General features: G+C 54.3%; 30 protein-coding genes and 2 pseudogenes. 13 read left to right on the top strand and 19 right to left on the bottom strand.

Features of this window, described 5'->3' with window-relative positions; genetic code table 11:
* The first annotated feature begins 95 nt into the window (after positions 1–95).
* The 3 genes from HUE57_RS01415 (at position 96) to HUE57_RS01405 (ending at position 3,569) form a co-directional block, all read left to right on the top strand.
* Positions 96–2,609 (top strand): glycogen/starch/alpha-glucan phosphorylase, encoded by a 2,514-nt coding sequence (locus tag HUE57_RS01415; protein ID WP_078483136.1) that lies wholly within the window; start codon positions 96–98, stop codon positions 2,607–2,609.
* A 91-nt stretch (positions 2,610–2,700) separates the two neighbouring features.
* Complete coding sequence (locus HUE57_RS01410; protein WP_135622086.1) at positions 2,701–3,204, top strand: FKBP-type peptidyl-prolyl cis-trans isomerase; 504 nt, start codon at positions 2,701–2,703, stop codon at positions 3,202–3,204.
* A gap of 80 nt (positions 3,205–3,284) precedes the next feature.
* Positions 3,285–3,569 (top strand): hypothetical protein, encoded by a 285-nt coding sequence (locus HUE57_RS01405; RefSeq protein ID WP_078483134.1) that lies wholly within the window; start codon positions 3,285–3,287, stop codon positions 3,567–3,569.
* 166 nt (positions 3,570–3,735) lie between these two features.
* Here the strand turns inward: HUE57_RS01405 and HUE57_RS01400 are convergent, their stop codons facing one another.
* The gene (locus HUE57_RS01400; protein WP_172840194.1) at positions 3,736–4,773 is read right to left on the bottom strand and encodes a DUF3549 family protein; all 1,038 of its coding nucleotides are present in this window, start codon (positions 4,771–4,773) and stop codon (positions 3,736–3,738) included.
* The gene (locus tag HUE57_RS01395) at positions 4,766–5,254 is read right to left on the bottom strand and encodes an RNA recognition motif domain-containing protein (RefSeq protein ID WP_078483132.1); all 489 of its coding nucleotides are present in this window, start codon (positions 5,252–5,254) and stop codon (positions 4,766–4,768) included. The genes HUE57_RS01400 and HUE57_RS01395 overlap by 8 nt, the downstream gene beginning before the upstream one ends.
* A gap of 299 nt (positions 5,255–5,553) precedes the next feature.
* On the opposite strand from HUE57_RS01395, the gene HUE57_RS01390 reads away from it, so the two are divergent.
* Entirely contained in the window at positions 5,554–5,880 is a 327-nt protein-coding gene (locus HUE57_RS01390) for a Clp protease/crotonase-like domain-containing protein (RefSeq protein ID WP_078483131.1), read from the top strand.
* On the opposite strand, the gene HUE57_RS01385 is transcribed toward HUE57_RS01390, so the two are convergent.
* Positions 5,877–7,808 (bottom strand): DUF342 domain-containing protein, encoded by a 1,932-nt coding sequence (locus HUE57_RS01385; protein ID WP_078483130.1) that lies wholly within the window; start codon positions 7,806–7,808, stop codon positions 5,877–5,879. The two genes, HUE57_RS01390 and HUE57_RS01385, sit on opposite strands and share 4 nt — an antisense overlap.
* Positions 7,809–7,893: 85 nt before the next feature.
* On the bottom strand, positions 7,894–8,100 hold the full coding sequence (locus HUE57_RS01380) for a YdcH family protein (protein ID WP_078483129.1): 207 nt from the start codon (positions 8,098–8,100) through the stop codon (positions 7,894–7,896).
* A gap of 103 nt (positions 8,101–8,203) precedes the next feature.
* Here HUE57_RS01380 and HUE57_RS01375 point away from each other — a divergent pair, with 103 nt between their 5' ends.
* Positions 8,204–8,737: a retropepsin-like aspartic protease family protein gene (locus HUE57_RS01375; protein WP_078483128.1), complete on the top strand. Its 534-nt coding sequence runs from the start codon at positions 8,204–8,206 to the stop codon at positions 8,735–8,737.
* An 81-nt stretch (positions 8,738–8,818) separates the two neighbouring features.
* On the opposite strand, the gene HUE57_RS01370 is transcribed toward HUE57_RS01375, so the two are convergent.
* The 3 genes from HUE57_RS01370 to HUE57_RS01360 form a co-directional block, all read right to left on the bottom strand.
* Positions 8,819–9,403, bottom strand: coding sequence for a hypothetical protein (locus tag HUE57_RS01370; protein WP_078483127.1), 585 nt, complete (start codon positions 9,401–9,403; stop codon positions 8,819–8,821).
* Positions 9,400–9,651, bottom strand: coding sequence for a hypothetical protein (locus HUE57_RS01365; protein ID WP_174672571.1), 252 nt, complete (start codon positions 9,649–9,651; stop codon positions 9,400–9,402). The genes HUE57_RS01370 and HUE57_RS01365 overlap by 4 nt, the downstream gene beginning before the upstream one ends.
* Positions 9,652–9,796: 145 nt before the next feature.
* Positions 9,797–10,222 carry an SseB family protein gene (locus HUE57_RS01360; protein ID WP_174672570.1) on the bottom strand — a complete coding sequence of 142 codons (426 nt, stop codon included), beginning with the start codon at positions 10,220–10,222 and terminating at the stop codon, positions 9,797–9,799.
* 419 nt (positions 10,223–10,641) lie between these two features.
* On the opposite strand from HUE57_RS01360, the gene purT reads away from it, so the two are divergent.
* On the top strand, positions 10,642–11,844 hold the full coding sequence (gene purT / locus HUE57_RS01355) for a formate-dependent phosphoribosylglycinamide formyltransferase (protein WP_078483125.1): 1,203 nt from the start codon (positions 10,642–10,644) through the stop codon (positions 11,842–11,844).
* A 9-nt stretch (positions 11,845–11,853) separates the two neighbouring features.
* On the opposite strand, the gene rnd is transcribed toward purT, so the two are convergent.
* The 5 genes from rnd to HUE57_RS19470 form a co-directional block, all read right to left on the bottom strand.
* Positions 11,854–13,005: a ribonuclease D gene (gene rnd, locus HUE57_RS01350; RefSeq protein ID WP_078483124.1), complete on the bottom strand. Its 1,152-nt coding sequence runs from the start codon at positions 13,003–13,005 to the stop codon at positions 11,854–11,856.
* 129 nt (positions 13,006–13,134) lie between these two features.
* A complete protein-coding gene (locus HUE57_RS01345) occupies positions 13,135–13,278 on the bottom strand; it encodes a hypothetical protein (protein ID WP_174672569.1) in 144 nt (47 codons plus the stop codon).
* A gap of 2 nt (positions 13,279–13,280) precedes the next feature.
* Positions 13,281–13,691, bottom strand: a complete 411-nt coding sequence (locus tag HUE57_RS01340) for a tetratricopeptide repeat protein (RefSeq protein ID WP_174672568.1) — start codon at positions 13,689–13,691, stop codon at positions 13,281–13,283.
* A 48-nt stretch (positions 13,692–13,739) separates the two neighbouring features.
* The gene (locus tag HUE57_RS01335) at positions 13,740–13,883 is read right to left on the bottom strand and encodes a hypothetical protein (protein WP_174672567.1); all 144 of its coding nucleotides are present in this window, start codon (positions 13,881–13,883) and stop codon (positions 13,740–13,742) included.
* An 11-nt stretch (positions 13,884–13,894) separates the two neighbouring features.
* Complete coding sequence (locus HUE57_RS19470; RefSeq protein ID WP_272902003.1) at positions 13,895–14,029, bottom strand: hypothetical protein; 135 nt, start codon at positions 14,027–14,029, stop codon at positions 13,895–13,897.
* Between the two features lie 184 nt (positions 14,030–14,213).
* Here HUE57_RS19470 and HUE57_RS01330 point away from each other — a divergent pair, with 184 nt between their 5' ends.
* Positions 14,214–14,579, top strand: coding sequence for a hypothetical protein (locus HUE57_RS01330; RefSeq protein ID WP_174672566.1), 366 nt, complete (start codon positions 14,214–14,216; stop codon positions 14,577–14,579).
* Positions 14,580–14,634: 55 nt separating this feature from the next.
* Here the strand turns inward: HUE57_RS01330 and HUE57_RS01325 are convergent, their stop codons facing one another.
* Positions 14,635–14,889: a hypothetical protein gene (locus HUE57_RS01325; protein ID WP_174672565.1), complete on the bottom strand. Its 255-nt coding sequence runs from the start codon at positions 14,887–14,889 to the stop codon at positions 14,635–14,637.
* A gap of 58 nt (positions 14,890–14,947) precedes the next feature.
* On the opposite strand from HUE57_RS01325, the gene HUE57_RS01320 reads away from it, so the two are divergent.
* The 3 genes and pseudogenes from HUE57_RS01320 (at position 14,948) to HUE57_RS18785 (ending at position 17,099) form a co-directional block, all read left to right on the top strand.
* Positions 14,948–16,831 carry a putative bifunctional diguanylate cyclase/phosphodiesterase gene (locus HUE57_RS01320; RefSeq protein WP_174672564.1) on the top strand — a complete coding sequence of 628 codons (1,884 nt, stop codon included), beginning with the start codon at positions 14,948–14,950 and terminating at the stop codon, positions 16,829–16,831.
* Positions 16,832–16,839: 8 nt separating this feature from the next.
* Positions 16,840–16,944 (top strand): annotated as a pseudogene (locus HUE57_RS19870) (helix-hairpin-helix domain-containing protein); the annotation flags it as partial.
* A gap of 50 nt (positions 16,945–16,994) precedes the next feature.
* Positions 16,995–17,099: a helix-hairpin-helix domain-containing protein gene (locus HUE57_RS18785; RefSeq protein ID WP_236860743.1), complete on the top strand. Its 105-nt coding sequence runs from the start codon at positions 16,995–16,997 to the stop codon at positions 17,097–17,099.
* Between the two features lie 126 nt (positions 17,100–17,225).
* On the opposite strand, the gene HUE57_RS01310 is transcribed toward HUE57_RS18785, so the two are convergent.
* Together HUE57_RS01310 and HUE57_RS01305 are read right to left on the bottom strand one after the other, a co-directional pair.
* Positions 17,226–18,857: a putative bifunctional diguanylate cyclase/phosphodiesterase gene (locus tag HUE57_RS01310; protein WP_236725652.1), complete on the bottom strand. Its 1,632-nt coding sequence runs from the start codon at positions 18,855–18,857 to the stop codon at positions 17,226–17,228.
* A complete protein-coding gene (locus HUE57_RS01305; RefSeq protein WP_174672562.1) occupies positions 18,854–19,672 on the bottom strand; it encodes a response regulator in 819 nt (272 codons plus the stop codon). Before HUE57_RS01305 ends, HUE57_RS01310 begins: the two co-directional genes overlap by 4 nt.
* 401 nt (positions 19,673–20,073) lie before the next feature.
* Between HUE57_RS01305 and HUE57_RS01300 the strand changes: the two genes are divergently transcribed.
* The 3 genes from HUE57_RS01300 to HUE57_RS01290 all read left to right on the top strand — a co-directional run bounded on the left by HUE57_RS01300 (position 20,074) and on the right by HUE57_RS01290 (position 21,692).
* Positions 20,074–20,499: a hypothetical protein gene (locus HUE57_RS01300; RefSeq protein ID WP_078483117.1), complete on the top strand. Its 426-nt coding sequence runs from the start codon at positions 20,074–20,076 to the stop codon at positions 20,497–20,499.
* Between the two features lie 18 nt (positions 20,500–20,517).
* A complete protein-coding gene (locus tag HUE57_RS01295; RefSeq protein WP_174672561.1) occupies positions 20,518–21,210 on the top strand; it encodes a hypothetical protein in 693 nt (230 codons plus the stop codon).
* Between the two features lie 167 nt (positions 21,211–21,377).
* Positions 21,378–21,692: a type 1 pili tip component gene (locus HUE57_RS01290; protein WP_174672560.1), complete on the top strand. Its 315-nt coding sequence runs from the start codon at positions 21,378–21,380 to the stop codon at positions 21,690–21,692.
* A gap of 116 nt (positions 21,693–21,808) precedes the next feature.
* Here HUE57_RS01290 and HUE57_RS20095 read toward each other — a convergent pair whose 3' ends face one another.
* The 4 genes and pseudogenes from HUE57_RS20095 to HUE57_RS01270 all read right to left on the bottom strand — a co-directional run bounded on the left by HUE57_RS20095 (position 21,809) and on the right by HUE57_RS01270 (position 23,356).
* A complete protein-coding gene (locus tag HUE57_RS20095; protein WP_420885733.1) occupies positions 21,809–21,949 on the bottom strand; it encodes a diguanylate cyclase domain-containing protein in 141 nt (46 codons plus the stop codon).
* Between the two features lie 126 nt (positions 21,950–22,075).
* A complete protein-coding gene (locus HUE57_RS01280) occupies positions 22,076–22,624 on the bottom strand; it encodes a hypothetical protein (RefSeq protein ID WP_174672475.1) in 549 nt (182 codons plus the stop codon).
* A gap of 39 nt (positions 22,625–22,663) precedes the next feature.
* Positions 22,664–22,774 (bottom strand): annotated as a pseudogene (locus tag HUE57_RS19465) (DUF2321 domain-containing protein); the annotation flags it as partial.
* 294 nt (positions 22,775–23,068) lie between these two features.
* Positions 23,069–23,356: a hypothetical protein gene (locus tag HUE57_RS01270; RefSeq protein WP_174672559.1), complete on the bottom strand. Its 288-nt coding sequence runs from the start codon at positions 23,354–23,356 to the stop codon at positions 23,069–23,071.
* Positions 23,357–23,388: the final 32 nt, after the last annotated feature.

Raw genomic sequence — 23,388 nt, 5'->3', positions numbered from 1 at the left:
GCTTAACCGCAGCATGAGAAATAGGGTCTATGGTTAGGAAGCCTGCGCCTTGTTCCCTGAGCAGCCTGACAACAACAAACCGTTGAGAGTGAGCGATGAACTTTAAACCCCTTGAGAAGAGCAATCCCCGTGAAGATCTGACCGAACTGCCCGCACTGGGGCTCGGTTCGAAGGCGATCGCGGAGGATATTCGCCACTACTTCGCACGTACCCTGGGGCGTGACAAAAACTGTCGCTCTACTCACTACCCCTACGTGGCGTTGGCGCTCTCACTGCGAGACCGGCTGATGGATCGCTGGAAAAATACACGTTACGCCTACGATGAGCAGGATAGTCGCCGCTCCTACTACCTCTCAATGGAGTTCCTGATGGGGCGCACGCTAGGGAATGCGATGCTCAACCTCGGTATCACCGATAAGACCACCAAGGCGCTCTACACGCTCGGCCTGGAGCTGGAGGAGATCGCCGAGAGCGAACACGATGCGGGACTCGGCAACGGCGGACTGGGACGCCTGGCCGCCTGTTTTCTCGATAGCTGCGCCACCCTGCAGCTGCCGGTGAAGGGATATGGCATACGCTACGAGTACGGCATGTTCCGTCAGGATATCGATCAGGGTCATCAGATTGAAGAGCCCGACCACTGGCTGCGTGACGGCAACCCCTGGGAGCTGGAGCGACCCGAATATACCCAGCGGGTCCAGTTCGGTGGGCGCAGCGAGTTCTACAGTGACGCCAGCGGCAAGATGCGGGTGCGCTGGGTCGATACCCACGACGTGCTGGCGGTCCCCTACGATATTCCGATACCGGGCTACAAAAACGATACCGTTAACACCCTGCGGCTCTGGTCGGCCGATGCCACCGACGTGTTCGATCTCGATGAGTTCAACGCTGGTGACTACACCGAGTCAGTGGCCGCTAAAAATGCCGCTGAGAACATCACCATGGTGCTCTACCCCAATGATGCCAGTGAGAACGGTAAGGAGCTCAGGCTGCGCCAGCAGTACTTCCTCGCCTCGGCAAGCCTCAAGGATGTGATTCGCGACTGGTGCCGCCTGCATGGCGATGATTTCAGCCAGTTTGCTGCCAAGAGCTGCTTCCAGCTCAACGACACCCATCCCAGTATCTCGGTTGCTGAGCTGATGCGTCTATTAATGGATGAGCATGGTATGGACTGGGATCAGGCCTGGTCGATCACCAGCAGCAGTATGGCCTATACCAATCACACCCTGCTGCCCGAGGCGCTCGAGCGCTGGTCGGTTTCACTCTTTAAACAGCTACTTCCGCGTCTGCTGGAGATCATTTACGAGATCAACGCCCGCTTTATGGCTCAGGTGGCACAGCGTTGGCCGGGTGATAACGAGCGTATGCGCCGGATGTCGATTATCGAAGAGGGTGGGGATCCACAGATCCGCATGGCCTATCTTGCCATCGTCGGCAGCTTCTCCATCAATGGTGTTGCCGAACTCCACTCTCGGTTGCTTACCGAGGGACTCTTCAACGACTTCTATCAGCTCTGGCCGGAGCGTTTTAATAACAAGACCAACGGTGTCACCCAGCGTCGCTGGCTGGCCGGTTGTAACCGTCCACTCGGCGAGCTACTCAACGCGACCATCGGTGAGGGGTGGGTCTGTGATCTGCCGCAGCTCAAGCAGCTGATTCCGCATGCAGCAAAGGCGAAATTCCGCAAGCAGTGGCACGCAGTGAAGCAGCAGAACAAACAGCGTCTGGCCGATCTGGTTGAGGCCGACTGCGGGGTGCGTTTCGATACGGAGGCGATGTTTGATGTACAGGTGAAGCGCATCCATGAGTACAAGCGCCAGCTGCTCAACGTGCTGCATGTGATCCACCTCTACGACCGCATCAAGCGCGGCGATACCGATAACTGGACCCCGCGCTGCGTGTTGATCGGTGGCAAGGCGGCTCCCGGCTATCAGATGGCGAAACTGATCATCAAGCTGGTCAATAACGTCGCCAACGTGGTCAATAACGACCCCGATGTGGGTGACAAGCTCAAGCTTGCCTTTCTGCCTAACTATCGCGTCTCTGCGATGGAGATTATCGCCCCCGGTACCGATCTCTCTGAGCAGATATCGACCGCCGGTAAGGAGGCATCCGGCACCGGCAATATGAAGTTCATGATGAACGGTGCTGTGACCATCGGCACCCTGGATGGTGCCAATATCGAGATTCGCGAGGAGGCGGGCGATGATAACTTCTTCCTCTTCGGTCTCACCGCCGAGCAGGTTAACGAGCAGCGTGAAGGCTACGATCCGCAGTCGATTATTGAAAATGACGAGGCGTTCAGCCGTGTGATGCAGCTCCTGCGCTGTGGTCACTTCAGCCAGTTCGAACCGGGGCTCTTCGATCCGATCATCGGCTCGATCTCCAGCCCACACGATCCGTGGATGGTGGCGGCCGATTTCAGTAGCTATATCGAGGCGCAGCAGCGCGTCTCAGAGGCCTACAGGGATCAGGAACGCTGGACACGGATGAGCATTATCAACAGCGCTACCAGCGGTAAGTTCTCCACCGATCGCACCATGCTCGAGTACAACGAACAGATCTGGAAGCTGGAGATGGTGCCGCCGCTGCCGCTCAACGGTAAGTAGGCCTGCAGTACGGCGCGGCTTGCGTATAATGGCCGCTCACTAACTTCCAGATGTCACGGTAAAGAATATGTCAGATTCGAGCAGCAATGATATGAAGATCAGCAAAGACCGCGTGGTACAGCTCAAGTACTCCGCTTTTGAGAAAGAGGTGCCAGGTCAGGGTAAGGCGCTCGAGATGCACGATATGGTCTTCTATCTACACGGTGGTCACGGTGGTGTCTTTGCCAAGGTCGAGGAGACACTGGAGGGGCATGTGGCCGGTGACAAGATCGAGCTAAGCCTCACACCCGAAGAGGGTTACGGCGAGCGCGACGAGTCGATGATGATCGCCGCACCTGCTGAGGAGTTCCCGCCGCAGGCACAGGAGATTGGTGCCGGGCTCGAGGCGCACGGCCCCGATGGCGAGGTGGTCTCCTTTGTAGTGACACGCATCGAGAACGGCATGATTACGGTTGATGGAAACCACGGTCTGGCGGGCAAGGATCTCAATCTGAGGCTCGAAGTGGTCAGTGTGCGCGAGGCAAGCGAGCAGGAGCTGAAGGTAGGCGACGCGCTACCCACTGCCGATGCTGCCAACCAGAACACGATGCACTGAGCACCACGTAGATTTCCATTTGTGGACACATCGGGTAGATTCGACCCGAGACTAAAACAGCCTTAAAGAGAGCGAGAGAGATGGCCGAGACAATTGATGAACTGACGATCAGCTACACCGAAGATGGTATCGAGACGACCAAAGAGCTCGATAAGAAGGTGCTCTCCAAGGGCGCCTGGTCGACCATCATCTACCGTTATCAGGACTGGAACCGGAGCAAGGAGGAGTACGGTCCCGAAAAGTACACCATCCGTCGCTACCAGAAGCGTAATGGCGAATATATGCAGAAGTCGAAGTTCAATATCTCCAGCAAGGATCAGGCAAAGTCGGTTATTGAGGCGTTGCAGGGTTGGACCGAGGATTGATTCAGAAAGACGGCTGCAGGTAGTAGACAGCCGTAGTAGCCCGGATGGAGCATAGCGAAATCCGGGGGGGCAATGATGCTCGGGTTACGTTTCACTCCATCCGGGGCATCATTAATAGAACTGACAAGCGGCCCGGAAGGCATGATGCCCTTCGGGCCGTTTCTCTTTATGCGCCGAACAGCTTGCCGAAGGCAGCAGCCAGCTTCTCCGAGCGCTCAGGATCGCGCAGTCGCTGCAATAGCGGTTCACGCAGGCCGGGAATATAGAGTAGGTCACTCATAATGGCGTTAAAGCCTGCCTCGCCGGCGCTATTCTCCGCCAATGCATCAAGATAACTCACAGCCAAAGTGGGCTCTTTCAAATCATTCCAGCAACGCCCGGCGATTGCCGCCAGAAGCTCAATATCTGTGCCCTGGGATGAGTTCAAAAGTCGTCGCAGCAAAGCGCGGCGCCGATCACTATCGGGGCTGGTAGAGAGTCCACGCACAGAGGCGACCAGCAGAGCGATATCGATTTCATCACCAGCCAGTTCAGCGTCGGCACGGGCCTCAATCGCAGCAGCGATGCTCTCGCCTGGTGCCTCGCTCTCAATCGCAATAACCACTGCACTGAAGGGTTGGTTTGGTAGATGCGGTAGCGCCTTGGCAAGCAGCGTGCTGTTGTCGCCCTCATCGAGACGAGAAGCGAGATCGGCGATTCCCTGTAGACCGACAAAGGCCCACTGATCGAAACCGGCTTCACCACTGAAGTAGCTGTGGGCGTGTTCAAAAAAACGTGAGGGTGGTTGATCGAGCTGTTTCAGCGCCTTGGCATGGAACAGTGCCATTGTCTCTTCACGTGGTTTGATGCCATAGGGGCTCTCACTCAGGGCGCTACCGACTTCGTCACTGGCGTGGGCAGTACCAAACGCCTCGACCAGCTGTGAGAGGAAGTCGTCTCGTGCCGCCTGGTTGAGCTTGCTCTGCTCATCGAGTGGAAACTTGAGAAACCAGACGAAATGCTCTTCGCGATTGTCGGGATTCCAGCCGAGTATGGCGAGCCAGGCGTGTTGCTTGAGCGGGTAGAGGTAGGGCGCGATACACGCCTCGAACTGCTCAAACTGAATACGTTCTATGGCATGCACGCCGCGTCCGATATCGAACGCCTGATAGTCGTAGCGGCCGCTCTCAAGCAGGCCGCCGATGGTGACTGCGGCTTCAGCCATCCTGCTGCTGACGACGCTGATTACCCTCATTGACCTTGATGTTGCGGCCCATGAATTCGTAACCGTCGAGCTTCTTGATCGCCTTGCGCGCCGACTTTTCATCCATCTCGATAAAGCCGAAACCGCGAGGGCGGCGGGTGGCACGGTCGGTCATGATGCGTACTGAGCGAACCTCGCCATATTTTCCAAACAGTGCCTTGAGCTCATCACGACTCGCCTTGTAGGCGAGGTTGCCGACGAAGATTGAGAGTGGCTCTCCACCGCCACTCTTGCCGTTGGTATCACTGCTCGCTTCAATTTCGATGGAGGTGAGCAGCACAGAGATGATCGATGCGGCGGCGGCCAGCAGTGCGGCGAGCTGGGCGCTGTCACCCTGGCTGGCGCTGAGTGCAGGGTAAATGAAGTAAACAATAATACCGAGCAGAGCGGAGAAGATGATGATCTTGGTTAGGATGCTGGAGAAGCTGTTGTTGAATTTCATTGCTGTTAAATGCCTTGTAACTGTCTGTCGCTAGTGTGGCCTAGCGGGCCAAAAAATTATCCGTGAGGATGTCAGTGGTACCGACTATCAGCGGGTATCGATTATGTGGTCTCTGTACGAGTGAGGCTCAAGGGGTGCAGAGATGAGGTGGTGGCTGTGAGTCGGTAAAAATGCCAAGCCGATTATCCAGATATACCGGGTTGTCGCAACAGGGTTCTTTAGTACGCTGTTTTTGCCAATGGCCAAGCTACACGCTACTGTAGCGGCCCGCCCGTAGGGGTCATGAGCTGTTATTAACCATGCCTGAATCAAAGCCGCTGTTACTCTCCATCTATGAGCTGGGAGGCTACCCTAATTTTGTACCGCTCTATCAAAAACTCGGTTTTGAAGTCGAGGTGCTCACCTCCGGACGTAAGGCGGTCGCCTTTCTGAAAAAGCGAGCCCCTGAAGTCGTGGTGGCGGTGTTGCAGCGCAATCCACAGATCCGAGTAGTCGTTTTTTATGAACGTGAGTTGGAGGAGAAGCTGGATCTGTTGCGTGGACGTTTCTCAAATTTCACTGCGATGGGTCTGCCTGTTGAGCCAGAGGCGTTGGAGAAGTTGTTGCAGTCTGGATCGAGCAGTTAGGGGAAGGCGATTTCGCCGTCCTCAATATGGAAATTCCCAGCCCCCTTCTCATCCTGGACCATCAGTGGATGACCGGCGATGATCAGGTGTGCACCGGAGAAGGTGTGCTGTGAAACATCTACCGAAGCCTTCTCACACCCTTTGACCTTATCCAGTATCTCCTTCTGCATCTTGGCAAGGCTGGAAATCTCACCACGTACCTTGTTGTAGGCCTTCTTGACCTGAACAAAACGGTTGTCGGTCTGTGGTGTCTTATTGTTGGTCAGATAGTTGATGATCGTGACCAGCTTGTGTTTCTCCTCAAGTTTGCTGCTGAGCAGGTCGGAGAGCGCCTCGTATGAGCGTTTGGTGTCGGGCGCAAAACCGACCTCGATCTCGGTATGGGGGTTGGCGCTGGAGCCAATATTTTTGGCAACAATACGGTTGTTAGCCCGTGTTCGACCACCCAAAATATTGCCCCGTTTTGATTTGTCATTACCGACGATGACCTCGTTGCCAGCACTCACCTCGCTGTGGGCAATCAGCTCGTCAACAACGACGCTGGTGCCAGCGGTAACGCGATAGTTTTCAATAAAACGGGTGTGGATAGTACCGTTACAACGGATGAATTCGTGGTCGTCTTGTTCGGCCTGGTTGTCGATCTCCTGTTCGGGTTTCTGGTGGCCGATTACGCCCTTGGCAATATGGATATCACCGCCAGCCTCGAGTGCCGCTGCTTCACACATTCCGGAGACGACAATGTCGCCACTCGCCTTAAGGTGCATCAAGGGGGCAACATCGCCCTCGACGGCTATGTTGCCATCGAAGTCGACGTTACCGGTGGAGAGATCGATGGTCTTGACGGTCAGTACCGGCTCAACATTAACGCCGTGATCAACCAGAATCGGTTGGCCACCAATGGTGGCGAGCAGAATGTCGGGATCCTCAGTCGAGATCTCAACGCCGTCGAGGCAGGCATCGTAGGGGATCTCCTTGCCTGCAGCAGGTCGAATCGAGAGTCCCTTAATGTTGGTGCCAGGGGTGCCGGCTGTCGGTGGGTCACGCCTCATTAGTTTGTCGCCACGGCTGACGGTGATGATGATGTTGAGATCACGATAGTCCACCGTCCCGTCTTCACGGATTTTCGGACCGCGACGGTGGATGTCGGGGGTCAGGGTGACAAACTGGCTATCATCGCCGTCAATGGGAGGGGTTCCTTCAGCAATTAACAGCGCTTCGCACTCTCCCTCAGTGAGCGCATTTTTAATCGTATCTATATCGATACCGAAGTTGATCTCCTGCTGCTTGAGTGCCAACTCGACGTCAAGCATGGCGATCTGTTTACCGCCGGCGGCAGGAGTGATTGTGAGGGTGGCGCTCATCTCATCTTCGTCAGTGGAGACCAGGGCCTCACCATCGACGCGCTCGGCAACCTCAAACTCCTCAAAATCTTCATCGTCCAGATCTGCGGTGGTTGGTGGGGGTGTCTTTGTATCGGTCGCCTCAGTTATCTCTTCGGCAGGTTGTTCATTGATTGATGCTTCGTTGTCTGGTGCTGTTTCCTGTTCATCGGATCTCTTGTCAATTGATATAGCATCTTCTTCGTCCGATTCAGCTTCTACAGATTCCTCATCAGGATCGATTGCTTCATGTTCGGCAGATGCCTCTGAATGGAGGGTTGGTGGTTCAATCTCTGCATCTGCATCTGCATCTGCATCTGCTTCAGGCTCAGGCTCAGGCTCAGGAGGAGGGGTGAGTAGTTGTTCAATACCCTCTTCGAGGAGATGCAGCTCACCGAAGCCGTTATCGGCAAGTGCTTTCAGTAGCGTGTCGCGGGTGGGGAGTTGTGGATCGTCACCGATGGGTTTGAGCGCAGCGAGTACTCGTCCCTGCCGCTCACGCAGCAAGATCTCGTAGTTACCCGCCTCCATCTTCGCCTGTTCGCTCATTCAGCCCTCCAAGGCCTCGAACTATTTGATTTTATTGTATTAGCGGCTGGAATAGAGGTTAATTGAGCGGACGCGCTGTGTCGAGTCAGGCATCGAGATCTGGGATCAGCATGCTTTCGAGTTTGGAGATGTAGTCTTTGAGCTGCAGTTTACGTTTTTTCATTCGACGCAGCTGCAGTTGATCTGCGTGGGGACGTTCGGAGAGGACCATGATGGCGGTGTCGAGATCGTGATGCTCAAGGCGGAGCTCATCGAGTTTCAACAGCAGTGTCTCTCTATCCTGACTTTCCATGATCTTCGCTATCTGTGCGGTGGACCGAAACTACACAATAGCAGAGATAATCCACACGACCTAACGGGTTAGTTGATGCGGAGGTTGCGCTTATACTCAGGGCATGAAACGTTCGCACATAACAGAAGCTGCTACCCCACGATGGCTTGTCTATAGCGTCTGGTTAATTCTGCTTGGTTTGCTGACCTACGTCTTTAATGGCTGGTTAGAGCAGGGTGATAATCCGAACCAGTCCGTTGAGGTGATGGAGTACCGGGATGGTGTTCGTGAAGCGAAGCTGCAACGCAACCGTCATGGTCACTATGTGGTCAATGGTGAGATCAACGATCATCCAGTGACCTTTATGCTCGATACCGGAGCAAGTGATATTTCAATTCCTGCTGAGGTTGCCAGTGCCATCGGTCTGCGTCGTGGTGCCGAGCGCCGATACCACACTGCTAACGGCACGATCACTGCCTACACAACTCGACTCGAGAGTGTTTCGATCGGTGCGATTCGTCTCGATGGACTGCGCGCCTCAATTAACCCGCATATGAAGGGTGAAGGCATACTGCTCGGTATGAACTTCCTCAAGCAGATTGAGTTTAGCCAGCGTGGAAATCAGCTCACCCTGCGCCAATATCCCGAACCGCAGTAGTGAGCAGTTGAAATACACCTCACAAAAGAGAAGGCCCCGCATTGCGGGGCCTTCTCTTTTTAATCGCGCTAGCGTTAAGCGTTATTCACCACTCTGCTGTTGCTGCATCCAGGGTGGCATCATCGGCTGACCATAACCGTAGGGACGCGGTGCGTAGTAGGACGGTGCGCCGTAAGGGTAGGGTGAGTAGGCTGTGGTTGAAGTGCTACCACTGGTGCTGCCAGTCGTTGAACCGCTGCCGGAGGTACCAGCCGAAGCGCTCGCCGCAGGTGCCGAGCTATCGGTTGTCGCAGGCTCAGAGAACTGACGATTAAAGCCCCAGGGCATTGATGCTGGGTTGGTCGGAGCGCTGGAGGCGTCTTGGGTTGGTGCATCGCTGCTAGCGGCAGGAGCGGATGCCGCCGAGTCTGCTGCGGGTGCTGCAGTTGCCTCAGTGGCGCTGCTGCTCTCTTCGGTGCTCTCTGCTGCTGCGGTAGCTGCCTCTGTTCTTGCGGCTGAATCTTCGGTAGCCGGTGCAGTGGCGGTCGCCGCATCACCGGTAGTTGCCGCAGGCGCGGCACCCTCAGTGGCGAGACCCTTGATGTAGAGGAAGCCACCAACAAAGATGACGGTCATGATTGCGGCCCAGGGCCAGAAACGGTGTGGGGGTTGAGGGCGGCGTGTCATCGCAGTGTTAACCTTTGGTTTGGGGGCTGGTTCGGCAGCCGGTGTAGGTTCGGGGGCAGGTGCTGGGGTGGCTTCAGCGGCGGCAGCTGCTGCAGGTGCAGCGGCTTTCTTCTTAGGCGCGGCCTTTTCTTAGGTGCAGCCTTCTTTTTGGAGGCGGCTTTTTTCTTGGGCGCGGCCTTCTTTTTAGGTGTTGCAGCAGCCTCTTCAGCGGGTGCTTCTGTTGGGTTGTCGTTACTATTTTCTGCCATGGTTTTCGACTCCTGAATAAGCGACTGATGCAACCAGGTCTGGAGGAGCGAAGATCGTACGGTTCGCTGAAGAACCTTGCCGCGAAATTGTTTGAACCTGACATGGTATCACATGCTCGCGCGATGGCTAGCATGTCATGATCTGTTACTCGGCATTACTCTTCGCTGCACTGATCTGGATCAATTGGGCAACGGTTTCGGGGTCGAGGTCGATGCCAGCAGGCCAGCCCGGATTGATCGCCATGCCTACGCCGCTACCGATGCGCTCCAGGATCCAGGGCAGCTCGACGAGCAGGCCACCGCGATAGTCGGGCAGATCTGCGGTGAAATTCTTGGAGCGGTCGGGAGAGGTGAAGAGGATCAGGATGATGTTGCCCTCCTCATCCTCCATGCGCAGCGGATCGGCGTTGCTGGAGGTCTGTAGTCCCTCAACCTGCTGATGCTCTTTGATCGGCATATAGAGCTGTTCGTCGAGCAGTTCGAGCAGGAACTGTTCGCCCAGCATACGCCCTTCCTGGGCATCTAACAGCTTCTGTTCGAGGGTGTTGTGGGGTTCAAATGTTTCAGTCATGGTGCGCTTGGGTCCGTTAAAGTTGCGTGAATCGTGCTGCATCACGATGTGTAACGCAACCCCACGTCTACTAGGGGCAGTGGTACGACTGCGCATGATTCTTGGGGCCGGAATTGTAGGGCCTGGTAACTCGATGCGAATGCCCAGCGACATCGCCATTTATCTGCATGACAAGGCGCATCAAGCGTGGCGTACTTGCCGTACACGAGCGAAGATGCAACGCTGTCATGCAGATAAATGGCATGTCCCGAAGGGTTGGCCCTCTTGTTCGGTCATACGTCGTTACGCATCGCTTATTTGGAATAACCAAACTGCACTCTGCGTGCCTAGCCTGGCCAGACAAGAGGGTCAACGCTGAGTATACGCATCGAGTTACCAGGCCCAGGATTGTGCAGCTGCAAATCTAAGGAACACGCACTATGAAAATCGGAACCCCGCTATCAGCAAACGCCACCCGTGTGATGCTGCTCGGCAGTGGTGAGCTCGGCAAGGAGGTGATTATCGCCCTGCAACGTTTCGGTGTTGAGGTGATCGCCGCTGATCGCTACGCCGATGCGCCGGGCCATCAGGTCGCCCATCGTGCCCATGTGATCGACATGACCGATGGTGCCGCGCTGCGTGCTCTGGTCGAGCAGGAGCGGCCACAGATTATCGTGCCTGAGATCGAGGCGATTGCCACCGATATGTTGGCTGAAATTGAGGCCGATGGGCTGGTCACGGTGATCCCCAAAGCGCGTGCTACCCAGTTGACGATGAACCGCGAGGGGATTCGCTGCATGGTTGCCGAGGAGTTGGGATTGCCGACCTCGGGTTACGCCTTTGCCGACAGTTTCGATGAACTGCAGGCGGCGATTGATGCTGGCGTTGGTTATCCCTGTGTGATCAAACCGGTGATGTCCTCCTCCGGTAAGGGGCAGTCGACGGTGCGCAACGCCGAGGAGCTGGCGCAGGCGTGGGAGTACGCTGCCAGCGGTGCGCGGGTCGATAGCGGACGGGTGATTGTCGAGGCGTTTGGCGATTTTGTCTATGAGATCACCCTGCTGACGGTGCGTTCACTGAATGGTGACGGTGAGGTCGAAACCAGTTTCTGTGAACCGATCGGTCATCGCCAGGAGCAGGGAGACTACGTTGAGAGCTGGCAACCGCAGCCGATGAGCAGCGCGGCACTGGATCGGGCACGTGAGATCGCGCTCAAGGTGACCGACAATCTGGGAGGATTGGGTCTGTTCGGTGTGGAGCTCTTTATCGATGCCGAGGACCGGGTCTACTTCAGCGAGGTGAGTCCACGCCCCCACGATACCGGTATGGTCACAATGGTCACCCAGCAGCAGAACGAATTCGAACTCCACGCACGCGCCATACTGGGTTTGCCGGTTGATACCTCGCTGCGCACACCGGGTGCCAGCGCGGTGATCTATGGGGGTGTTGAGGCGAAGGGGATCGCCTTCGAGGGGCTGGAGGGGGCGCTCGCGACACCGTGTAGCGAGGTGAGGCTGTTTGGAAAACCGGAGTCCTATCTACGCCGACGCATGGGCGTTGCGCTGGTCTACGATGAGAGTGTCGAGCTGGCGCGAACCACCGCCAGGCAGGTCGCCGGCAAGGTTCGGCCGACCACCGACTAGATCAAATAGTTAAGCGGCGGGAGCGACGACCAGTGAGCCGTTGGCCACGCCGATGGTCAGCTCACCGGAGAGTACCCGGCGCAGCTCATCACCGATCAGCTGCTTGCGCCAACCGCGCATCAACTCAATATCTTCACTGCCCATTACCAGCTGCTGGAGCTGTTTGCGTGGCGCCAGCTGAGTTGGGCTGAGCTGCTGCTCGGCGGCGCGCAGATGGACCACGGCATTGAGCAGGTCGACCAGCGCCTCCTGCTCAATGCTCGGCTTGCTCGGTTTCTTGAATGCCGGTAACGGCTTCGGCTCGTTTTCACGCGACGCCTTGATCAGATCGAGTATCGACTTACCGTAGCGTTTCACCAGCCGTTCATGCAGACCACGGATGCGTGCCAGACTCTCCATGTCGTCTGGGGTCATGCGTGCGATATCACCCAGTGCGTCATCACGCATCAGTCGGTTGCGGGGGCGGTTGTCGTTCTGTGCGGTCTGCTCGCGCCACTGCGCCAGCGCCTGCAGTACCGCCAGCTGTACGCCACGAAACTTGTTGATCATCTTTATGCGCAGCCACGCCTTCTCGGGCGCATTGACGTAAAGGGCGGGATCGCTGAGGGCAGTGAAATCATCATCGAGCCACGCCAGTCGACCGCGCTCCTCAAGCTCACTGCGTAGCTCTGGGTAGAGGGCGCAGAGGTGGATAACATCGTTAGCCGCATACTGCTGCTCCGCCTCGGAGAGTGGGCGGTGGGTCCAGTCGGCACGAGTATGGCTTTTGTCGACACTGATGTTGAGGCGCTTCTCCACCAGTGAGGCGTAGCCGATCTGCTCCTGATAACCGAGCAGCGGTGCAGCGATCTGGGTATCGAAGATTGGAGCGGGTAGCTCACCGCGCATGTGGAAGAGAATCTCCAGATCCTGGCGACAGGCGTGCAGCACCTTGGTGACCTTGGGGTCGTAGAGCAGGTCGAGCAGTGGATCGAGGTTGTCGAGTGCCAGCGGGTCGACCAGTGCAGCGAGTCCCGGTATGCCGACCTGCAGCAGGCAGAGTTTGGGGTAGTAGGTGGTCTCGCGCATGAACTCGGTGTCAATGGCGATCCACTCGGCACCACTGAGGCGGTTGCAGAGATCGGTAAGCGCGGCGGGGGTCTCTATATATAGGGTATCCATGGTCCGGCAGGATACCGCATGGGGCAGGGCTTTACTAAGCGGTCTCTGACTGGAATTAGTTAGAGACTCTCTAACACATGGCGAGGCTTAGGATGGTCAGCAGCGCTAGTGCTAAGAGAGGAAGGGGTGTTAGCTCTTCGCGGTATAACGTGGGTATTTGATCTGCAGCGCACGCAACCTCTCTCGGCCACGCACTTTATCGGCAGGGTTCATGGCGCGCGAGATCTCAATTAACACATCGGTGGAGAGTTTGTAGCCACCCTGTAGTGCCATCTTTAACCACGCCCACGACTCGGCGTAATCCCGTTCAACCCCTCGCCGTTTTTATACATCACGCCCAGCATGAACTGGCTTGTCGCAACACCCCTCACGGCATCTTCGTGCCAGATCTTATAGGCCTTGGCGTAGTCCTTTTTCCAGCCTGGTTCGGGGCCAAAAACGGTACCGCCATAGTAGTGTTTCATTGCCAGCAGATTGCGTGCTGGCTGATGGCCAGCATTGGAGGCGAGGCCCCACCAGTGGGCTGCCTTGCTGCTGTCCTGCGTCACACCATCACCGCTGTCATAGAGTTCACCAAGAATGGTCTGTGCGACGTGATCACCCGATTCAGACGCTTTCTGGCAGGGTGCTGCAGCGAGTTGCCACTCAGCGTTTTTATAATGTGTGTTACAGACGCTGACCGCCATGGATAGCGAAGCGAAGGCGGTTAGTCCCCGATAGTCGACGCCGTCTGCCTATTCGTAGTTGAGAGCGCGAGCGGACGACGAAGAAGATGCAGCAGCGGCTTTATGTCGGCGTAGAGTCACTGAGGGAGTTGTGTAGAGCCGCGAAGAGGTGATTACGCAACGTACGCAGGACGGTCGGGGCGCCGTAGGCATAAACGGTCGCGTTAAGTATTTGCCGCTTGCTTGGGCTTGATGCCCAAAACAAGCTTCCGCAAAAATAGCGACTCCGGTTCGCTGTCACTGGCGAGCAGTGGAGCGGGGAGAAGCAGAATGAGTCCGATCAATTTATTAATGTTCATGGCTCGATAGTACTACCTGTATCGGGGGATACAAAGTGTGTCGGCGAGAACAGTGTTAGAACTGGACTGAATGATATTTGTGAATTCGTACGCGAAAGCTGAAGATGCGTGGTGCGCTTTACTCATGCGGTAGCGCAGGTTATATATGATGCTTATCAATTAAGGTTTGTTTGCAAACGCAACGGTGTCGTCTCCTCATCTAAAAGATCTCGCACTATTTCGTACGCCACTCTGGCGTCTCTACCTGTTTATTGTTTTGAGCTCAGTGATTTTTCTCGCTGCGGTGAGTTACTACAAGTGGCTCGATATAAAAAAAGAGACCCAGATTGAGACCACCTATCTGCATAAACTGCTGCAACAATCCTCGCACGATCAATTTCTCCAGCAGGCGGCGATGTTGCGGATCTTCGGCCACCGTCTGGTCGATATTGGTGTGTTTGAGAACAGGATTAAGGCTCAATTGCTGATGGATGAGTTGCTGGAGGAGAATCCCGTTTTTGTCGCCTACGGCCTGGCCAATCCACAGGGGCAGTTAATTCTCACCCGCTGACCGCCATGGAGAGCGAAGTGAGGGCGGTTAGTCCCCGATAGTCGACGCCGTCTGCCTATTCGTAGTTGAGAGCGCGAGCGGACGACGAAGAAGATGCAGCAGCGGCTTTATGTCGGCGTAGAGTCACTGAGGGAGTTGTGTAGAGCCGCGAAGAGGTGATTACGCAACGTACGCAGGACGGTCGGTGCGCCGAAGGCATAAACGGTCGCGTTAAGTTTTGCTGTTTGCTTGGGCTTGGATGCCCAAAACAAACTTTCGCAAAAATAGCGACTCCCCGGTCTTCGAACATCAGCGCAAAACAGCTACCCAATCTACTAGAGAGTGAAAAGTCCGCAGAGAGTTTTAAGCTGGCACTAGATAGTAGAGGTGTGACACTGGGTCGAACCTATCTCTTCAAACCGCTCAACGAATGGATCATTCCATTGCGCTATGCCGTGCGTGATCAGGCGGGTGAGGTGGTGGCGGTGATGACTACGGGTATCTCACTCGATGGTGAAAATAATCCGTGGAAAATTGATGGGCTTCCAGAGAGTGTCTACATAAACATTATCAAGGATGCCAACGCCGCAGGTGAATACTATCCGCAGTTTATCCATCCGCTGATCATGTATGGGCGTGACAAAGAGCAGACCTATGATGATCCCGCCAGTCAGGAGTTGGTAGAGCATGTTGTTGAACACATCGAAGCGGCAGCAGGTGTTGATCTGGATGCGTTTACACAGAGTGGCAAGGCGGTCTATTTCAATCTGAAGATGCCGGGTGTAGGGCAGGTCTATGGAACACAGGGTTACAACAGTGATCTGAAACTCTTCACAGCCGTCAGACGCAGTCTTTTATCGATGAGGGATGAGTTCGTAGCAGTATTTATCTGGTACTTCATCGTCTTTACGCTCTTTAATGTGATGCTGGTGGTGTTTCGCTATATCAACAATCTACAGCGCGAAGCTAAACAGCAGTTGGAGTTTCAGGCCAACCACGACCAGCTGACCGAGTTGCCCAATCGCTACTATCTGAAGAAAAAATTTCCCGAGTGGCGGAAACGGTGGGGTAACGCCTACGCACTGCTCTATCTCGATCTCGACAACTTCAAGCTGATCAATGACCATTATGGCCACAGCGTGGGTGACTGGGCGTTGGTGGAGCTGGCGAAGCGACTGAAAGAGTCGTGCAGCGAAGAGACGATGCTGGTCCGCCACGGTGGTGATGAGTTCATCATGCTGATGCCCTTCAGTGACAAATCAGTGCTGCAGCACGAGATTCAGCGCATCACCTATCGGCTCAAGGAGGTGATTCATGTCAACGCACTGGAGTTTGCGTTGAGTGGCAGTGTCGGAGTCGGAGTCGCCTGCCCGGAGGAGCATGAAAACTCGTTGGAGGGCGTGTTGATCAAGGCGGATCTGGCGATGTACGAGGCGAAGAAGGTGCGTAACAGCTACGTATTCTTCACCGAAGAGATGCAGCAGCTGAGCGATGAGCGGGCGGTGATTGAGGAGGCGTTGCATGGTGCGCTCAACAATCGGCAACTGTTCATGGTCTACCAGCCACAGATTGATGCTGAGAGCGGCTGTGTTGTGGGTGTGGAGGCACTGATTCGCTGGCAGCATCCGGTGCTCGGTTTCGTTCCTCCGGACAAGTTTATTGCCGTGGCAGAGGCGAGTGGCCAGATTAATCCAATTGGTGATTTTGTTATCGATACGGCCTTGAAAGAGATTGCAACAATTCAAGCGGGTTTTGATCCAATCCGTCTCTCGATCAACGTCTCCGTGCAGCAGTTAGTGAATGAGGGTTTCAGGGCTCGCCTGAAAGAGAAGGCGGCTGAGTACGATATTAATCCAACCAATCTGGTGATTGAAATTACCGAAAGTCTCTTTATTGAGGATTTTGAACAGATCGAGAGTCTGCTGGTATTGATCAGGAACGACGGCTTCGGTATCTCTCTCGATGACTTCGGTACCGGCTACTCCTCGTTGAGCGTTCTGCGCAGCCTGCCGATCAACGAGGTGAAGGTCGATCAGAGTTTTGTGCGCCATATACTGACCGACGAGCACGACCGTGCGCTGATCCAGAGTATTATCGGCATTGGGCAGAGCTTGAAAATACCAACCCTGGCGGAGGGCGTAGAGGAGCTGGAGCATGCCCGTTCACTGCGTGGTTTCGGTTGTAACCTCTTTCAGGGTTACTACTTTGCCAGGCCTATGGATATCGATGCGTTGAAAGAGTACTTAACGGCATTTAAAGCCTACGAGTTATAGGTCGCGGTATGAGAGATGAGTTGCTCACCATTCCCGGCATCGGTCCCAAATTGGCAGTGATGCTCAATGAGGTGGGTATCGATAAGATTGATCAGCTGCGCGGAAATGACCCGGAGCGGCTCTACCAGGCGCTAAATCGAGCACATGGCGTTACCGTTGATCGCTGTGTGTCTACACTTTCCGCTGCGCGGTCTACTTTGCCAGCAATACTGTTCACGAACCACAGAAGTTGAAGTGGTGGAGCTGGAAGGATGGCGACTTTTTGTAGTCTTTGGTTGGACTGTTGATACGCTTGAGCCGAACATATGGTCGTAATAATTACGGTGTTTTTGCGATGGTGAGAGTGTTGGTGCGTCAATGCTGACAAACAGAGAAAACCAGTGAGGTTGTCTTGTTAGTTGCTCTCCGCGGTGCTGTTCTCTAGATAGGCGCGCATTTCATCTGTTGGGAGTGGTCTGGAGTAGTAGTAACCCTGTATGTAATCGCAGCCCAACTCTCGTAGGAGTTCTAGCTGTGCTTCCTCCTCAACGCCCTCGGCAACCACGCGAAGCCGCATGCCTTTTGCGAGTCCCAGTACCGCGCTGACGATGCTTAGGTCGTTGTGGTCTTTGGTTATATCTAGCACGAAGCTTCTATCAACTTTCAGCTTGTCGACGGGAAACTGTTTCAGATAGTTGAGGGAGGAGTAGCCGGTACCAAAATCATCAATGGAGCAGCGAATACCCAGTCTCTTTAATTGGGAGAGCATCTCAATTGTGCGTTCAGGAACGCGCATGGAAGCGCTTTCGGTGATCTCTACATCGAGATATTTCGGGGCCAGGTCACAGTCTTTAAGTGCTTCCTCTATCTCTGTCATGATGCCTGCGTGTCGAAACTGAGCGGCAGAGAAGTTAACGGCAACGGGAACTTTGGGCAAACCGGAATCATGCCACTGTTTGAGCTGTTGGCATGCAGTGCGTAGTACCCAGTTTCCAATGGGTAACATGAGCATGGTTGACTCGGCGCGCGGTATAAATTCGGCAGGTGATATGGGTCCCTCTTCGGGGTGGTTCCACCGCAGAAGTGCCTCCATGCCAATTATGCGACCACTCGCAATCTCTACCTGGGGTTGATAGTGAAGTTCAAACTGATTGCGCTCCAGGGCGTGGCGCAGCTCGTTGTCGAGAAAGAGTTTTCGCTTAACCTCATGATGGAGCGCCTCATTGGCAAAGGTAATTGTGCCGCCGCCACTCTCCTTTGAGTGGTACATGGCGCGGTCAGCGTTCAGCATTAACTCTTCAAAATTGGTACCGTCACGCGGAAAGAGACTAATTCCAACGCTTACGCCAATCTCTATATGGTGTTGATCGAACACGATCGGTTTTGAAATGATATCGATAATCTTGTCTGCGACACTAACAGCTCCCTGCTCCGCATCGCCCGATGTCATCAGCAGTGTGAATTCATCGCCGCCCAGTCTTGCGAGTACATCGGAGTCACGTACGCAACTCTGCATACGGGATACGGCCTCTTTGAGTACCTCATCGCCAATATCGTGGCCATAACAGTCGTTGACGGCCTTGAATCGATCCAGGTCGATGAACAGAACAGCCAGCTGATGGTCGCCTCTGCTTGCGGCTTGAATCTCCTGTTTGAGTCGTTCAGAAAACTGTAGGCGATTAGGTACGGCTGTTAGAAGGTCGAAATAGGCAAGTCTCTCAAGATGGAGCTCTTTCTCCTTGAGTTCACTGATGTCTGTGAAGATGCCTACAAAGTGACGAACGTGACCGATACGGTCTTTAATCGCTCTGATGCTCAACCACTTGGGGAAGATCTCGCCGTTCTTGCGCTTATCCCATATCTCTCCGCTCCAGCAACCAGTTTCAGAAATTGTGCGCCACATCTCGTTGTAGAAGTCAGCATCATGGACGCCGGATTTCATCTGCCCGGGACTATTTCCGATGATCTCAGATCGTGAATAACCCGTGATGTTGCAATAGGCTTCGTTAACCATTTCAACGCGATTTTTTGCGTCGCTGATGATCACGCACTCGGATGCATTCTCAAAGATGGTGGCGAAGAGCTTAAGTCGATCATCTGCTTTTGCCGTTCGGTGACGTCCTGCACGGTGCCGATCATTTGCAGAGGAGTGCCGTTGTTATCAAATAAAACTTCTGCTTGTTCGTGCACAACCTTTATGGATCCATTGTGAAGCCGTATCTGATGGTCTATGTCGTAGTCTCTGCTCCTGTAGAGTGCGGCGTCTACGGCCTGCTTAACCCTCTCCCTGTCGTCTTCGTGGACCATGTCGAGGAAAGCACCATAGTTGGCATCAAACTGCTGTGGGGCCAGGCCAAAAATTCGGTAAATCTCATCGCTCCACTTGAGAGTGTCAGCTTCAATATTCCACTCCCAGCTACCCATTTTTCCAATCCTCTGGGCGCTGGCCAGATGCTGCTGGCTCTCACGGATGTCTCTCTCCATTCTGTGTTTTTGCAGGGCGAAATGGATCGTCAGATGTAGCTCGCGTTCATTAAATGGTTTGAGGATGTAGGCAAATGGAGAGGTGATCTTGGCACGCTGAAGAAAGTTTTCGTCAGTATGTGCGGTCAGGTAAAGCAGGGGAATATCAAGGTCTTGGTGGATCTGACGTGCCGCTTCGATACCATCAATCTCTCCACCAAGAACAATATCCATGAGTATGAGGTCGGGGTGGAGCTCTGAGACGTTTTTAACAGCCTCTTCACCCGAAGAGAAACACCCGGCAATACGGTAGCCGGAGTTGCTCAGGTAGAGCTCAAGATACTCGGTAAGATCGGGGTCGTCCTCGACAAGAAGGATGGCAGGAGCTTTATGCGGCATAGGGATTAACTAATTGTTATTTTTGTTTGAAGCCTACTTGATTCATCTGTTTTGGTCTGTAGGTTTTGGTCCTACAAGCAGCTCTGCTACAGAGACGGTTCCCATATGGTGCTCTGTTGAAGTCGATAAAAGTGAGTGATGGGGCGTTGATGATGTTTTGAAAGGGATGTTTTGGATATTAATTATCTTGAGTTGTTGTTCGATAATCGACGTCTGCTCTCTACCGTAACCTGATTCAAGCATGTGGCATCAATATCGATCGCGGTGGGTTTTGACTTTTCTCTGATCGCCTACTTCCCAGTTGATATCAAACGAGAGGCTGAGCAACCTGCTTGGTCGAAACTCGCATCGGTTCGTCTACTATTTCACTCAGGTTGTATTTCGTGAATTAGGAGTGTGCGATGAAAATCTGGAGTCTCTCGTCTGCGGTCCCCCTATTACTCTGCACTGCGCTATCTGCCACGCTGCCAGCACAGGCTCAACAGTTTGAGGTCAAGTTGAACTGCCCGGTGGAAAGATCGAAGAGTGTGACGGTGCCGCACATATATAAAGAGGTAGTGGCGTATTCTGGCGAAGGCTGTATCTGTTCCTCCGATCCAGGCATTGTACAGCTCGAACTGACAACAGCGCTGGAGGATACGATCGCTGAGACACGTGGTGTGCTTGATGCCAAGCGCGTGACCAGTGATGTGCTCAGACGGATAGGGCTGGGCGATCGCAGTGTGTTATTGGTTCCGAAGAAGCAGGGAGCATCGAAAAAAGAGGTGCTCTACTGCCTGGAACGGAGTCAGATAGCCGCCTATATCGAATCGGTCTTCAACCCTTAGTAGTGAGTGTTTGACGCCGTGGTTCAGCTTCGAAATGCTGCTGCAAACATGCTTATTTTATTGATGGCATGGTGTGGTGGTGTTGCGGCAGCGGCAGAGCCGCTACTTGCACCTCCGACCCCCTTTGCTGTGGAGATCGAGATTAAGCGGGGTGAGCTGCCACCCCTGCCAACCCCCTTTCCTGTGACGATGACGCTAATTCGTGCTGTGTTACCCACGGCCCCAGCTCCATTTCCGGTTACGTTAAAGTTAAAGCGTGCTCCGCTGCCAAAGTCTCCAGAGCCATTCCCAGTCACTGTGACGATTACTGCGGCGAAGTTGCCGAAACCCTTCGAGGTTTCGATTACGCTCAAGCGAACAGAAGAGGGTGGTGGGATCTCGTCATTGATTGGGACCTGGCAGTGCAGCGGTTCGGGTTCTCCTCTGGTTCTCAAGATCCCCTCGATGAAGAAGTCGGCAAAGCTCACGGCCAACTATCGCCACGCACATGGTGGTAGGCCCGCCAGCGAGGAGCTGTTGATCGAATCGCTCTCCGAGACGAGCGCCAAGGGGAGTTACACCTATCGAGATTCCAACCCCAGGATTGGACCCACAGGTGCTCGGGGTGTCTGGACCGGCAGCTGGAGTATCTCGGTGAGTGGTGATGCGGTGCTGTTAACTCGGTCGGATGATGCCAGTGGTTGGTCGGGCAGCTATAAATGCACTCGATAGCGAAAACCTGGCTCTAACGAATTGATTCCGTTTGACTTATTGACTTAATGTTGGCGGCTCGTTGAGCTGCACGTATTTGTCTGCATCGATCTCTCTCTCCATTGACGACACTGAGCGCCGATCTATACTTTTTTGACATAAATGGTTGGCCATTTTTGGAGGCAGAGATGAATATCAAGCAGCTGATCACGCAGTGGGACTCAATGCCAAAAATGGATGCTGAGGGTGTTGATGTCTGTTTTAAAATCTCCCGACAGAATATGGCGAGCATCGAGGCAATCTCAGAGCTCTATCCGGGGCTCTCCACCGAGACGGTGATCTCCCAACTACTCGCCACCGCGCTCTCCTCCTATCAGGAGGCGTTGCCCTATGTGCCGGGTGAGAAGGTGGTTGCCGAAGACGAGCTGGGTGATCCGATCTTTGAGGATGTTGGTCTGACGCCAAGATATCTGGAGCTGGTGAGAAAACATGCGCAGCTCTAGGTAGAGAGTTGGTGGCACGCCACCGCACCATTTCACGACCCCATGAGCTGAACCGAATCGGTTTTCGTTTACCCGTTTTGTTAGCGTGCCGAGGGGTGTGGGTAAGGTGCGGGAGTTTAGTCCTGATCAGCGATGGTCTGGTTTCTGCCCTGCTGTTTGGCGTGATAGAGATTAATGTCGACGCGATGCAGTATCTGCTCGATATCGTCACCTTCTCGGTATTGTGTGATACCGACACTGAGGGTGACGTGTTCGATCCCATCGAAGCTATGGTCAGCGATTAATGTACGGATCTTTTCGGCGACGATACGCCCTCATCAACCGCTGACCGCCATGGAGAGCGAAGTGAGGGCGGTTAGTCCCCGATAGTCGACGCCGTCTGCCTATTCGTAGTTGAGAGCGCGAGCGGACGACGAAGAAGATGCAGCAGCGGCTTTATGTCGGCGTAGAGTCACTGAGGGAGTTGTGTAGAGCCGCGAAGAGGTGATTACGCAACGTACGCAGGACGTCGGGGCGCCGAAGGCATAAACGGTCGCGTGAATTTTTGCTGTTTGCTTGGGCTTGGATGCCCAAAACAAACTTTCGCAAAAATAGCGACTCCCCGGTGATGGACCGATTGCAAATACACCTGGGACATCATAATCACCTCTAATGCTGGCGCCACATTCACCACCGCTGACCGCCATGGAGAGCGAAGTGAGGGCGGTTAGTCCCCGATAGTCGACGCCGTCTGTATATTCGTAGTTGAGAGCGCGAGCGAACGACGGAGAAGATGCAGCAGCGGCTTTATGTCGGCGTAGAGTCACTGAGGGAGTTGTGTAGAGCCGCGAAGAGGTGATTACGCAACGAACGCAGGACGAGTCGGGGCGCCGCAGGCATAAACGGTCGCGTGAAGTTTTTGCTGTTTGCTTGGGCTTGGATGCCCAAAACAAACTTTCGCAAAATAGCGACTCCCCGGATTGGGTTGACGTGGCCTCACCACACTTTGAGCAGAATTTTTCACGTAATTCCGGGCTCCGATCAGCTGCTTTAGTAGACACATGCCCATTAGGACATACTTCAGCTACTCTATATGTACCCATGTATATTCCTTTTGCTTATAACGTTTTGCTAAGGGCGCGAGCCGTGAAGCGGCGAAGCGTCCCAGTGAGCGATAGCGAACGACTTGAGCTTATTGTTAGATGCCTTATTTTCCATTCATCCAATACCTATAAAAGATCTTCCTTCTGAAGTAAATGATGCTTTATCAACTACTACAGGAACTCTTGCCAAGCACTTGACGCGCACTGAGCCGCCTGGTCCTAGAGGGCTTATGCTAATTGAGCCAGTTACGACGTTGCACTGCTCTGTATTTACATCCTTCTGCAAGTACTCATTTAGTATATTTTCAAATAACTTATACCGCTTTCGCTGACCGCCATGGAGAGCGAAGTGAGGGCGGTTAGTCCCCGATAGTCGACGCCGTCTGTATATTCGTAGTTGAGAGCGCGAGCGAACGACGGAGAAGATGCAGCAGCGGCTTTATGTCGGCGTAGAGTCACTGAGGGAGTTGTGTAGAGCCGCGAAGAGGTGATTACGCAACGTACGCAGGACGGTCGGGCGCCGCAGGCATAAACGGTCGCGTGAAGTTTTGCTGTTTGCTTGGGCTTGGATGCCCAAAACAAACTTTCGCAAAAATAGCGACTCCCCGGTTAAC

This window comes from Candidatus Reidiella endopervernicosa (genome assembly GCF_013343005.1).
Lineage (GTDB): Bacteria > Pseudomonadota > Gammaproteobacteria.
The sequence above is the reverse complement of the archived record's forward strand: the minus strand, read 5'-3'. Positions and strand labels throughout refer to the sequence as shown.

Bases quoted from the DNA above. Each gene is read 5' to 3' on its own strand.
- HUE57_RS01415 (WP_078483136.1), top strand. From the start codon at position 96: ATGAACTTTAAACCCCTTGAGAAGAGCAATCCCCGTGAAGATCTGACC.
- HUE57_RS01410 (WP_135622086.1), top strand. From the start codon at position 2,701: ATGAAGATCAGCAAAGACCGCGTGGTACAGCTCAAGTACTCCGCTTTT.
- HUE57_RS01405 (WP_078483134.1), top strand. From the start codon at position 3,285: ATGGCCGAGACAATTGATGAACTGACGATCAGCTACACCGAAGATGGT.
- HUE57_RS01400 (WP_172840194.1), bottom strand. From the start codon at position 4,773: ATGGCTGAAGCCGCAGTCACCATCGGCGGCCTGCTTGAGAGCGGCCGC.
- HUE57_RS01395 (WP_078483132.1), bottom strand. From the start codon at position 5,254: ATGAAATTCAACAACAGCTTCTCCAGCATCCTAACCAAGATCATCATC.
- HUE57_RS01390 (WP_078483131.1), top strand. From the start codon at position 5,554: ATGCCTGAATCAAAGCCGCTGTTACTCTCCATCTATGAGCTGGGAGGC.
- HUE57_RS01385 (WP_078483130.1), bottom strand. From the start codon at position 7,808: ATGAGCGAACAGGCGAAGATGGAGGCGGGTAACTACGAGATCTTGCTG.
- HUE57_RS01380 (WP_078483129.1), bottom strand. From the start codon at position 8,100: ATGGAAAGTCAGGATAGAGAGACACTGCTGTTGAAACTCGATGAGCTC.
- HUE57_RS01375 (WP_078483128.1), top strand. From the start codon at position 8,204: ATGAAACGTTCGCACATAACAGAAGCTGCTACCCCACGATGGCTTGTC.
- HUE57_RS01370 (WP_078483127.1), bottom strand. From the start codon at position 9,403: ATGACACGCCGCCCTCAACCCCCACACCGTTTCTGGCCCTGGGCCGCA.
- HUE57_RS01365 (WP_174672571.1), bottom strand. From the start codon at position 9,651: ATGGCAGAAAATAGTAACGACAACCCAACAGAAGCACCCGCTGAAGAG.
- HUE57_RS01360 (WP_174672570.1), bottom strand. From the start codon at position 10,222: ATGACTGAAACATTTGAACCCCACAACACCCTCGAACAGAAGCTGTTA.
- purT (WP_078483125.1), top strand. From the start codon at position 10,642: ATGAAAATCGGAACCCCGCTATCAGCAAACGCCACCCGTGTGATGCTG.
- rnd (WP_078483124.1), bottom strand. From the start codon at position 13,005: ATGGATACCCTATATATAGAGACCCCCGCCGCGCTTACCGATCTCTGC.
- HUE57_RS01345 (WP_174672569.1), bottom strand. From the start codon at position 13,278: ATGGCACTACAGGGTGGCTACAAACTCTCCACCGATGTGTTAATTGAG.
- HUE57_RS01340 (WP_174672568.1), bottom strand. From the start codon at position 13,691: ATGGCGGTCAGCGTCTGTAACACACATTATAAAAACGCTGAGTGGCAA.
- HUE57_RS01335 (WP_174672567.1), bottom strand. From the start codon at position 13,883: ATGCCTACGGCGCCCCGACCGTCCTGCGTACGTTGCGTAATCACCTCT.
- HUE57_RS19470 (WP_272902003.1), bottom strand. From the start codon at position 14,029: ATGAACATTAATAAATTGATCGGACTCATTCTGCTTCTCCCCGCTCCA.
- HUE57_RS01305 (WP_174672562.1), bottom strand. From the start codon at position 19,672: ATGCCGCATAAAGCTCCTGCCATCCTTCTTGTCGAGGACGACCCCGAT.
- HUE57_RS01300 (WP_078483117.1), top strand. From the start codon at position 20,074: ATGAAAATCTGGAGTCTCTCGTCTGCGGTCCCCCTATTACTCTGCACT.
- HUE57_RS01290 (WP_174672560.1), top strand. From the start codon at position 21,378: ATGAATATCAAGCAGCTGATCACGCAGTGGGACTCAATGCCAAAAATG.